General features: G+C 62.7%; 9 protein-coding genes. 3 read left to right on the forward strand and 6 right to left on the reverse strand.

The window, feature by feature from the left end:
• Positions 1 to 5: 5 nt before the first annotated feature.
• The 6 genes from AC3ZU9_RS05055 to AC3ZU9_RS05080 all read right to left on the reverse strand — a co-directional run bounded on the left by AC3ZU9_RS05055 (position 6) and on the right by AC3ZU9_RS05080 (position 6267).
• Positions 6 to 959, reverse strand: coding sequence for a sugar-binding transcriptional regulator (locus AC3ZU9_RS05055; protein WP_012724872.1), 954 nt, complete (start codon positions 957 to 959; stop codon positions 6 to 8).
• Between the two features lie 62 nt (positions 960 to 1021).
• Positions 1022 to 1822 carry a glucose 1-dehydrogenase gene (locus AC3ZU9_RS05060; RefSeq protein ID WP_102060161.1) on the reverse strand — a complete coding sequence of 267 codons (801 nt, stop codon included), beginning with the start codon at positions 1820 to 1822 and terminating at the stop codon, positions 1022 to 1024.
• Between the two features lie 17 nt (positions 1823 to 1839).
• On the reverse strand, positions 1840 to 2604 hold the full coding sequence (locus tag AC3ZU9_RS05065) for an SDR family oxidoreductase (RefSeq protein ID WP_012724870.1): 765 nt from the start codon (positions 2602 to 2604) through the stop codon (positions 1840 to 1842).
• A gap of 145 nt (positions 2605 to 2749) precedes the next feature.
• A complete protein-coding gene (locus AC3ZU9_RS05070; protein WP_490090379.1) occupies positions 2750 to 4261 on the reverse strand; it encodes a sugar ABC transporter ATP-binding protein in 1512 nt (503 codons plus the stop codon).
• Positions 4262 to 4276: 15 nt separating this feature from the next.
• Positions 4277 to 5209, reverse strand: coding sequence for a sugar ABC transporter substrate-binding protein (locus AC3ZU9_RS05075; RefSeq protein WP_490090380.1), 933 nt, complete (start codon positions 5207 to 5209; stop codon positions 4277 to 4279).
• Between the two features lie 50 nt (positions 5210 to 5259).
• Positions 5260 to 6267: an ABC transporter permease gene (locus AC3ZU9_RS05080; protein WP_012724867.1), complete on the reverse strand. Its 1008-nt coding sequence runs from the start codon at positions 6265 to 6267 to the stop codon at positions 5260 to 5262.
• Positions 6268 to 6630: 363 nt separating this feature from the next.
• Between AC3ZU9_RS05080 and AC3ZU9_RS05085 the strand changes: the two genes are divergently transcribed.
• Genes AC3ZU9_RS05085 through AC3ZU9_RS05095 form a run of 3 tightly spaced genes read left to right on the forward strand, consistent with a single transcriptional unit; the run spans position 6631 to position 9870 of the window.
• A complete protein-coding gene (locus AC3ZU9_RS05085) occupies positions 6631 to 7467 on the forward strand; it encodes a transketolase (protein ID WP_490090381.1) in 837 nt (278 codons plus the stop codon).
• Positions 7457 to 8389 carry a transketolase family protein gene (locus AC3ZU9_RS05090; protein ID WP_012724865.1) on the forward strand — a complete coding sequence of 311 codons (933 nt, stop codon included), beginning with the start codon at positions 7457 to 7459 and terminating at the stop codon, positions 8387 to 8389. Before AC3ZU9_RS05085 ends, AC3ZU9_RS05090 begins: the two co-directional genes overlap by 11 nt.
• A gap of 5 nt (positions 8390 to 8394) precedes the next feature.
• Positions 8395 to 9870, forward strand: a complete 1476-nt coding sequence (locus AC3ZU9_RS05095; RefSeq protein ID WP_102060164.1) for an FGGY family carbohydrate kinase — start codon at positions 8395 to 8397, stop codon at positions 9868 to 9870.
• Positions 9871 to 10362 lie beyond the last annotated feature (492 nt).

The following is a 10362-nucleotide window of genomic DNA, read 5'->3' on the forward strand; positions in this document are numbered from 1 at the left end:
AAAAGTTATTGGTTAAGGGCCTGTGCGGTGTCCAGGTCGGTGATCAGGATGTCCAGGTAGCCGCCCGTGAGCGCGCCACGAATGGCCTGGACCTTGTTCAACCCACCGGCCAGGCCAAGCACACGGTGGATGGCGCGCAGCTTGGGCAGCGCCACTGACACGACAAATTCTTCATCTTCCTCCAACACCGGTTTGCCCTGGGCATCGAAGTAGCGCAGGCAGATATCGCCCACCGCGCCGCGTTCGGCGAGCAGGCGCAGCATGTCCTCGGTGTAGTAGTTACCGCTGTTGCGCAGCAGTTGCGAGGGCTCCAGGTCGCCGATGCCAACAATCGCCAGGGTGATGCTGTCAAAGCGCTGCAGCACTTCCTTGACCTCTTCCATCTGCACGATGCGCTGCTTGCTCTGCACCGATTGCTCGATGCTCTGCGACGGCAGCAAAAACGCCGGGCAGTTGAGCAGGGTCGCCAGGCGCTGGGTGAGCAAGGTGGCTTCAAACGCCCCCTTGTGGCCGACGCCGCCCAACAGTTGTACCACCTCCTGGGCGGCCTGTTTGCCGGGTTGCGCATGCAAGTGGCCAACCATGGCGCGAATGGTGCTGCTCCATGACGAAATACCGATATGGTCCTGGGGCGACAGGCTGGTTTCCAGGTAGTGGGCGGCAGCCGAACCGATGGCCTGCTTGATGCTCTCGTCATTGCCGGGCTCGGTGGCTTCCACCACGATCACCCGGCGTACGCCGTAGCGGCGCTGCAATTGGGTTTCCAGTTCCAGGTGCAGGCCTTGCAGGCGCATCACCGTGATCTTCACCACGCCTTCCTGCAGCGCCCGGCGCAGGGCGCGGCTGATAAAGGATTGGGACAGGTCCAGTTGCGCGGAAATCTCGGACTGCTTGAGCCCTTCTTCGTAATAGAGGCTCGCGATCTTGGTGATCAGGCGCTGTTCTTCGATCTGGCTCATGAAGGCCTCAGGGCTCTTTATAGTAAAAGGCATGACACAATGGCCGTGAGGATACCAAACCCTTACGACATGATCAGGCCGCCGTCGATATTGATCGCCTGGCCGGTCAGGTACGCCGCATCGTCCGAGGCGAGAAACGCCACCAAACCCGCCACATCCGAGGGTTTGCCGGCGCGGCGCAGAGGAATGTTCTTGACCCATTCGGCCATCAATTCACCCTTGCCGTAGCGTTTCTCGTCGGTACTGAGGATCTCGCCCCATACCCGGTCGTTGTAGTCCCACATCTCGCTTTCGATGATGCCGGGGCAGAACGCATTCACCGTGATGTTATGCCGCGCCAGCTCCAGCGCCAGGCTCTGGGTGATACCGATCACGCCCATCTTGCTCGCGGCGTAGTGCGGCGTGTAGATGAACCCCTGGCGGCCCTGGCCGGAAGAGGTGTTGATCAGCCGGCCGCTGCCTTGTTTGACCATGTACTTGGCCGCCTCCCGGCAGCCCAGCCAGACGCCGGTGGTGTTGACCTGCAGCACCTTGTCGAAATCGGCGCGGGGCATCTTGTCGTAATGGTCGATGGTGATGATGCCGGCGTTCTGCACCGACACGTCGATGCTGCCAAAGCGCGCGTGACCTTCGCGGTAGAGCTTTTCGATGTCGTCTTCACGGGTGACGTCGATGGCCAGGGCGAGGGTGTCTACTTTGTATTCCTGGGCCAGTTGGTCGGCAGTGAAGGTCACGCGCTCCAGGTCATTGGAGGCCAGGACCAGGTTGGCGCCTTCCTGGGCGAAGCGCTCGGCAATGCCGGCGCCGATGCCCCGGCAGGCGCCGGTGATCACCACAGTTTTACCGCTGAATCGTTGCGACATGACAAGGGTTCCCATGGTTACCAGCACACAAAGCCGCCATCGACCAACAGGTCGACACCGGTGCAGAAAGACGAGGCCTGGCTGACCAGGAAAATCGCCGGGCCGACCATTTCTTCGACGCTGGCCATGCGGCCCATGGGCGTGGTCTGTTCAAAAATCTTCACCTGGTCGGCGACTTCCGGGCGCGAATTCATTGGCGTGGCGGTGTAGCCGGGGCTGATGCAATTGACCCGCAAGCCCTTGTCGGCCCATTCCATCGCCAGGCTTTTGCTCAGGTGAATCACGCCGGCCTTGGAGGTGTTGTAGTGCGCTTGGAGCAAGCCACGGTTGACGATGCTGCCGGACATCGAGGCGATATTGACGATGGCGCCTTTGCCTCGGGGCAACATCACCGCCGCCTGGGCCTGGCAACTGAGGAAGATGCCGGTGAGGTTGATGTCCAGGGTGGTTTGCCAGCGTTGCAGTTCGAGGTCTTCGGCGGCCTGGGCATTGGCGATGCCGGCGCAGTTGACCGCGACGCTCAATGCGCCGAGTTCGGATTCGGTGCGCGCGACCGCGGCATCCAGCGCGGCGCGTTCGGTGACGGTGCCGCTCAAGGCCAGGGCGCGACGACCGAGGGCCTGGATGCGTTCGACGGTGCTGGCGATGCCGGGGCTGCCTGGTAGATCGAAGCAGGCTACGTCAGCGCCGGCTTCGGCCAGCCCGACGGCAATCGCTTGGCCAATGCCGCTGCCGGCGCCGGTGACAAAGGCCACTTGGCCCTGAAGACTGAAAAGTTGCATGAATCACTCCATTCTTGAAATCACAGTGGATCCCCTGTGGGAGGGGGCTTGCTCCCGATAGCGGTGTATCAGTCATACTTTTTCAACTGAACCACCGCCATCGGGAGCAAGCCCCCTCCCACATTGGATCTTCATTGTTTGTGGGTTATGCAGTAGCCATTTCCATCACCGACACCGGGGTGGCCTCGCCACGCTCCAGGATCCCCATCTGCCGCCCCCGGCTCATCACCATCACCCGATGGGACAGGCCGAGCACTTCATCCAGGTCGGAACTGACCACGATCACCGCCATGCCCTTGGCCGCCAGGTCCGCGATCACTTCATAGATCGCCGCCCGTGCACCCACGTCGATGCCGCGTGTCGGCTCGTCAAGGATGAACACCTTGGGATTACGCGCCAGCCATTTGGCAATGATCACCTTCTGCTGGTTACCGCCCGACAAGCTGGAAATTCGCGACTGCGGCGCACCTTTCACCCCCAGCCGCGCCACCGCCGTGCGGGCAAATTCGCGCAGCGGGGCAGGGAACACCCAGCCGCGTTTATCCAGCAGGTCGGTGTTGCCGTAGATCAGGTTGTCTTCGATGCGATGTTCCACCACCACGCCTTGCTGCTTACGGTCTTCGGGCACCAGCACCACGCCGGCCTGGATCGCCTCAAAGGGCGAGCGCAAGTGGCGCACTTCGCCATCCAGCACTAAATGTCCTTGGATGTCCTGGGCCGCGCCAGCGATGGTGCGTACCAGTTCAGTCCGCCCGGCACCGACGACACCGGCAATGCCGAACACTTCACCGGCACGCACGCTGAAGTCGATGCCGTGCAAGGCGAATTCGCGGCAACTCAAATCCTTGACCTGCAACATCACCCGCTCTTGTGGCGCTTGCAGGGCAGGGAAAATCCGCTCCAGGCTGCGCCCGACCATCTGCTCCACCAGTTCGCGCACCGGCACTTGCGCGGTGGCGTGCAAGGCGATCTGGCGACCGTCGCGCAGCACCAGCACGCGGTCGGCGATGCGCGCGATTTCTTCCAGGCGGTGGCTGATATAGATAAACGACACGCCTTCGGCCTTGAGCCGTTCCACCTGCTTGAACAGCAACTCGGTTTCTTCCCCGCCCAAGGCAGCGGTGGGTTCGTCGAGAATCAACAGGCTGGCCTTGAGGGTCAGGGCCTTGGCGATTTCAACCAATTGCTGGGCCGCCACGCTCAGGCCTTCGACCTTGCGCGACGCCGGCACCTTGAGGCCCAGGCGCTCCAACTGGATCTGCGCCTGGGCCTCCATGTACTCGCGGTCCACCCGCCCGTGACGCATGGGCAGGCGGCCGACGAAGATGTTCTCGGCGATCGACAATTGCGGCAGCAGGCGAATTTCCTGGTGGATCAGGCCGATCCCTGCGCCCAGTGCCGCACCCGGTGAAGCCGGTGCGTAAGGCGCGCCGAGCCAGGTCATGCTGCCCCCGGCTTCAGGCTGTACCAGCCCGGCGATGATCGACGACAAGGTCGACTTGCCCGCACCGTTCTCGCCGAGCAGGGCCAACACTTCGCCGGGGCGAATGTCCACGTTGACCTGCGACAGTACCTGCACCGGCCCGTAGGCCTTGCTGATATTGCGCAGGCACAGCACCGCGTCGGCGCGGGTGGTGTCCAGGGCTGCTGCTTGCATGACGACCTCCAAGGCTTACGGGTGCTGTTGCAGGAACGGCGCGACGTTTTCTTTGGTGGTCAGCACGGTGGGCAGCAGTTGTTCCTTAGGCACGTCTTTACCGGCTTTGAGGTCGATGGCGGACGCCACGGCCAGACGCCCCATTTTCTGGGTCTGCTGGGTCATGGTCGCGTTCAGCACACCGCTTTGCACCGCCTTGAGCCCGGCCACATCGCCGTCGAAACCGACCACCACCACCTTGTGATCGAGGTTGCCGACCTTCACCGCCTGGGCGGCACCCAAGGCCATGGCATCGGCGCGGCCGAAGAACACCGTGATGTTCGGGTCACGCTGGAGCAGGTCCTGGGCCACGGCGAAGCCTTTGTCCTGGGCCCATTCGGCGGGTTGCTGGGCGATGATTTTGAGGTCGGGGAAGGCTTTCAAACCTTCTTCGAAACCCTTGGCGCGATCATTCTCGGGGGTGGTGCCGAGCTGGCCTTGCAGGATCGCGATGCGGCCCTTGCCGTCGGTGAGCTTGCCGACGTATTCGGCCAGGGTCTTGGCACCGGCCACGCTGTCGCTGGCGATGAAGGTATCGCCCGGTGCATCGGGGGCGTTGCGGTCGACGGCGATTACCGGGATCCCGGCGGCCTTGGCGGCTTTCACCGGCACACCGGCGGCGGTGGCGCCGGCCGGAATGTAGATCAGCACATCGATCTGGCGAGTGATCAGGTCTTCAATCTGGCTGACTTGGGTGGAGGAGTTGCCCTGGGCATCCACGGTGATCACCTTGATGCCCTTGGCCTTGCCCTCGGCTTCCACCGATTGCTTGATCTGGTTGAAGAAGTCGGCCTGCAGGTTGGCCACGGCGAGGCCGATGGTCAGGTCCTTGGCCCAGGTGGTGCCGGCAGCGGTGAGGGTGGCGGCCGCGAGGGCGGTGGCCAACAGCAGTTTCTTGGGGCTGAACATGTCGGTGACTCCTGGTTTTATTGTTGGAGGGTGTCAACTGTCGAACAGGTTTAACGGGCAGTGCTGGAGCGGCGTCGCAGGGTATCGATGGTGACGGCGAGGGCGATGACCACGCCGATCACCACTTGTTGAATAAAGGGCGAAACACCGAGCAGGTTCAGACCATTGCGCAACACGCCAATGATCAGCACACCGACCAGGGTGCCGCCGATGCTGCCGACGCCGCCGCTGAGGCTGGCGCCGCCAATCACCACGGCGGCGATGGCGTCCAGTTCCAGGCTCAGCCCGGCGCTGGGTTGCGAAGAGTCCAGGCGTGCCGCCAGGGTCACGGCGGCGATACCGGCCAGCGCACCGCTAATGGCGTACACCCACAGGGTGATCGCGCGCACCTTGATGCCGGACAGGCGCGCCACTTCCGGGCTGCCGCCCATGGCATACAGGTTACGGCCGCCGGCGCGAAAGCGCAGGAACACCCAGGCCACCACCAGCATCACCAGGAACAGCCCGACGGTTGCCGACAGAAACCCAAAGTGACGCACCGTGGCCAGGCTGGTGAACCAGTCCGGGTAGCCGACGATCTGCCGGCCTTCGGTGAGGATGTTCGCCAGGCCACGCGCCACCGACATCATGGTTAGCGTGGCAATGAAGGGGGGCAGCTTGGCGTAGGTGATCAAGCCGCCGGACACCAGCCCCGCAAGCATGCCGCTGGCAATCGAGATGGGAATCGCAAAGCCCAGCGGCACCGCCTGATCCTGGTAAAGCCAACCGAGCATCATCATCGAGAAGGCCAGCACCGACCCCACCGACAGGTCGATGCCGCCGATCACGATCACGGCGGTCATGCCGATCGCAAGGATGCCCAGCACCGTGACCTGATCAAGAATGTTCAGGCCATTGCGCAGCGAGAAGAAGAATTCGGAACTGAAGGAGAAGACCAGCACCAGCAGCACCAGGCCGATCAGCGGGCCGCCGATATTGCTGGGGAGCAGTTTCACCAACCGTGGGCGGTGGGGCGGCTTGAGTTCGGCCGGGTGCTGGACAATAGCTTTGGCGTCCACAGTGTTCTCCTGATTTATTTTTTTTGGAGTGCTTTCAAGCGCGTTGAATATTTATGCGTGCTTGACTGTTAATTCAGATTCCAGTGACACCGTGTCAAAGTCAAGCGCTTAATTTTTCCAATATGCCTCTAGGGCGCCACTTTCACCCCGCGCAAAGCCACGGGATAGATAAGCGCGCGTGGGATTTTGGCCGTTTGTCCGAGGGGGATTTCCCGTTTTTATTTCATTTTTCCACCGGTCATTCACTTGACCTGCTGAACGTTCGGCGTCTAAATAGAAATATATTGTCATTGCTGAATAAATATTCAAACACAGCTTTGCACACGTTCACCCCCGCGTGGTCAGCCTCAAAGGAGCCGCTGCATGAATGCCTTCCAGTACGACGCCCACCAGATCAAAGAACAGGCCCGCCTGATCCGGCGCCATGTGATCCGCCTGAATGCCGACTCACCGGCCGGTGGCCACACCGGGGCCGATCTTTCGGAAACCGATATCCTCGCCACCCTGTATTTCCGCATTCTCAATACCGGGCCGGAGCGTATCGAAGACCCTGAGCGCGATATCTATATCCAGAGCAAGGGCCACGGTGTCGGCGGCTTGTACTGCTGCCTGGCGCAGGCGGGCTACATTCCCGTGGACTGGCTGCCCACCTACCAACACTTCAACTCCCACCTGCCGGGCCACCCGGTGCGGCAGAAAACCCCCGGCATCGAACTGAACACCGGTGCCCTCGGCCACGGCTTGCCGGTGGCGGTAGGGCTGGCGTTGGCGGCGAAGATGTCCGGCAGCAAAAAACGCATCTACGTGCTGACCGGCGACGGTGAACTGGCCGAAGGCTCCAACTGGGAAGCGGCGATGGCTGCCGCCAAGTACGGCCTGGATAACCTGTTCGTGATCGTCGACAAGAACAAGTTGCAACTGGCGGGGTTGACGGCCGAGATCATGCCCCTCGACCCGCTGGATGTGAAATGGGCGGCCTTCGGCTTCCGTGTCAGCGAGTGCGACGGCAACGACGTGGGCCAGTTGATCGAAACCTTGGAAAGCATGCAGGCCAAGACCGGCGTGCCCCAGGTGCTGATCGCGCACACCATCAAAGGCAAGGGCGTGTCGTTTATCGAAGCCCGTCCCGAATGGCACCACCGCGTGCCCAAGGGTGATGAAATCAACGCGGCACTGGAGGAGTTGAGTCATGGCGAGTGAACATCTGGCGAGCGTCATGGTGGAGGCCTTTATTGCCGCCGTCGATGCCGGACTGGACGTGGTGCCGGTGGTCAGCGACTCCACCTCCACGGCCAAGATCGGCCCGTTTGCGCAGCGTTTTCCCGAGCGGTTGATCAATGTCGGCATTGCCGAGCAGTCGCTGGTCAGCGTCGCCGCCGGCCTGGCCCTGGGCGGCAAGATCGCCGCGACCTGCAACGCGGCGCCGTTCCTGATTTCGCGCGCCAACGAGCAGATCAAAGTCGACGTTTGCTACAACCAGGCCAACGTCAAAATGTTCGGCCTGAATGCCGGCGCCAGTTATGGCCCGTTGGCCAGCACGCACCACAGCCTCGACGATATCTCGGTGATGCGCGGTTTTGGCAATGTGCAGATTTTCGCCCCGGCCGACGCGATTGAATGCCGGCAGATCGTCGACTATGCGCTGCGCTACCACGGCCCGGTGTATATCCGTCTCGACGGCAAGGCCTTGCCGGACGTGCACACGGGCGACTATCAATTCGTGCCGGGGCAGGTGGATATCCTGCGCCAGGGCGCGGACGTGAGCATCGTCGCCCTGGGCTCGGTGGTGCATGAAGCGGTGGACGCGGCACGCGTTCTCGCGGAGCAGGGCATCCAGGCGCAGGTGATCAACCTGTCGTCGATCCGGCCGTTGCAGCGTGACGTCTTGCTTAGCGCCCTGAGTGGCACGCGGGCGGTCATCACCGTCGAGGAACACAATATCAACGGTGGCGTCGGCAGCCTGGTCGCCGAAGTGCTGGCCGAAGCCGGGCTTGGAATTGCCCTGGTACGCTTGGGTATTGGTGATGGCGAATATGCCGCCGCCGGCGCCCGCGAACCGACCCGCGCCTTGCATAACATCGACGCGGCTGGGATTGTGGCGGCTGCCACTCGGTTGCGGTGAAGGCGATGACGAATAACACTCCGCTGATCCTGGCGATAGATGAAGGCACCAGCAACGCCAAGGCGGTGCTGGTCAACGAACGCGGGCAGGTGATTGCGCGGGGCTCGCGGCCGCTGAGCATCACCCATCCGCAGCCGGGGTTTTCCGAGCAGGACCCGCTGCTGATCTGGTACAGCACCCTGGCCGCCATCGAAGAATGCCTGGCCCAAGTGGACCGGCCGATCACCGCGCTGGCGATCAGCAACCAGCGTGAATCGGTGGTGGCCTGGGACCGGCATACCGGCGAAGCGCTGTCGCCGTGCATCAGTTGGCAATGCCGACGCTCCACCGCGTTGTGTGCCCAGTTGCATGAGCAGGGGTATGAGGCACTGATTCTGGACAAAACCGGCTTGGCGTTGGACCCGATGTTCTCGGCAGGCAAGTTCCGCTGGATTCTCGACCACCTTGAGGATGGCCACGCACGCGCCGCCGCCGGCAATATCTGCCTGGGCACGGTGGACAGCTGGCTGCTGTGGAAGCTCAGCGGCGGTCAGGTGTTCGCCACCGACTACTCCAACGCGGCGCGCACTCAACTGTTCAACCTGCACACCTGTGCCTGGGACCCGGTGCTGTTGGACCTGTTCCAGATTCCACTGGCCGCATTGGCGCCCATCCAGCCGAGCGCCGGCTTTTTTGCGGAAACCGTCGCGGCGGGTGGTTTGCCCGCCGGCATCCCGGTGATGTCGATGATCGGTGACTCCCACGCTGCGCTGTACGGGCAGGGCGGTTTTGCGCCGGGGCTGGTGAAAGCGACGCTCGGCACCGGCTCGTCGTTGATGACGCCCATGGGCGGCCCGATTGCCTCGACGCATGGGCTGTCCACCACCCTGGCCTGGCATGACGGCGGCCAACCGACGTTCGGTATGGAAGGCAACATCGTCCACACCGGCGCCGCCGTGCAGTGGGCTTCGCGCCTGGTGGCGGGGGAATCCCTGGATGTGCTCACCGAGCAGGCCGCGCAACTACCCGACAACGGTGGCGTGTATTTTGTGCCGGCGCTGTCCGGGCTGGGCGCGCCACACTGGCAGGCGGATGCCCGTGGCTTGATCTGCGGGCTGACCGAGGCCACTTCCGGCGCGCATATCCTGCGGGCGTCGCTGGAGTCGATTGGGTATCAGATCCGGGATGTCTTCGAGGCCATGCAGCAGGACATCGGCAGCCCGTTGAAGGAGCTGTGGGTGGACGGCGGCGCGACGCGCAACCGTTGGTTGATGCAGTTTTTGGCTAACCTGTTGCAACGCCCGGTGGTGCGCAGCCTGTCGCCGGAGGTCTCGGCGCTGGGCGCGGCGCACCTGGCGGGGAGGGCGTTGGGGGTGTGGGTGAGTGATGAAGCGCTGGGCGCGCTGGAGCGGCAGCGGGAGCGGTTTGAGCCGCAGGATGATTGCGCGATGGCGGGGCGTTATTCAGCGTGGAAAAAGGCGCTGGCTCGGACACTGTTGTGACGTGTAGGCGCGTGCTCCCGCTCCATCTAACGGTTAGACCGCGATCCAAATGTGGGAGGGGGCTTGCCCCCGATAGCGGTGTGTCAGTCGATTCATCAGGTGACTGATTCAGCGCCATCGGGGCATCGGTATCTACACCACTCTGTGTATGGCGCTGGACCTGTGGCGAGGGAGCTTGCTCCCGCCGGCTGCCTGACAGCCAAGCGCCATCTAACGGTTAGACCGCGATCAAAATGTGGGAGGGGGCTTGCCCCCGATAGCGGTGTTCCAGACGATTCATCAGGTGACTGATTCAGCGCCATCAGGGCATCGGTATCTACACCACTCTGTGTATGGCGCTGGACCTGTGGCGAGGGAGCTTGCTCCCGCTGGCTGCCCGACAGCCGAGCGCCATCTAACGGTTAGACCGCGATCCAAATGTGGGAGGGGGCTTGCCCCGGTACAAACCGGGGACATCGTTTACATTTCTAACCGGGGACATGGTTTACAGGT

The sequence above is a fragment of the Pseudomonas sp. A39 genome (assembly GCF_058145955.1).

Bases quoted from the DNA above. Each gene is read 5' to 3' on its own strand.
- AC3ZU9_RS05055 (WP_012724872.1), bottom strand. From the start codon at position 959: ATGAGCCAGATCGAAGAACAGCGCCTGATCACCAAGATCGCGAGCCTC.
- AC3ZU9_RS05060 (WP_102060161.1), bottom strand. From the start codon at position 1,822: ATGTCGCAACGATTCAGCGGTAAAACTGTGGTGATCACCGGCGCCTGC.
- AC3ZU9_RS05065 (WP_012724870.1), bottom strand. From the start codon at position 2,604: ATGCAACTTTTCAGTCTTCAGGGCCAAGTGGCCTTTGTCACCGGCGCC.
- AC3ZU9_RS05070 (WP_490090379.1), bottom strand. From the start codon at position 4,261: ATGCAAGCAGCAGCCCTGGACACCACCCGCGCCGACGCGGTGCTGTGC.
- AC3ZU9_RS05075 (WP_490090380.1), bottom strand. From the start codon at position 5,209: ATGTTCAGCCCCAAGAAACTGCTGTTGGCCACCGCCCTCGCGGCCGCC.
- AC3ZU9_RS05085 (WP_490090381.1), top strand. From the start codon at position 6,631: ATGAATGCCTTCCAGTACGACGCCCACCAGATCAAAGAACAGGCCCGC.
- AC3ZU9_RS05090 (WP_012724865.1), top strand. From the start codon at position 7,457: ATGGCGAGTGAACATCTGGCGAGCGTCATGGTGGAGGCCTTTATTGCC.
- AC3ZU9_RS05095 (WP_102060164.1), top strand. From the start codon at position 8,395: ATGACGAATAACACTCCGCTGATCCTGGCGATAGATGAAGGCACCAGC.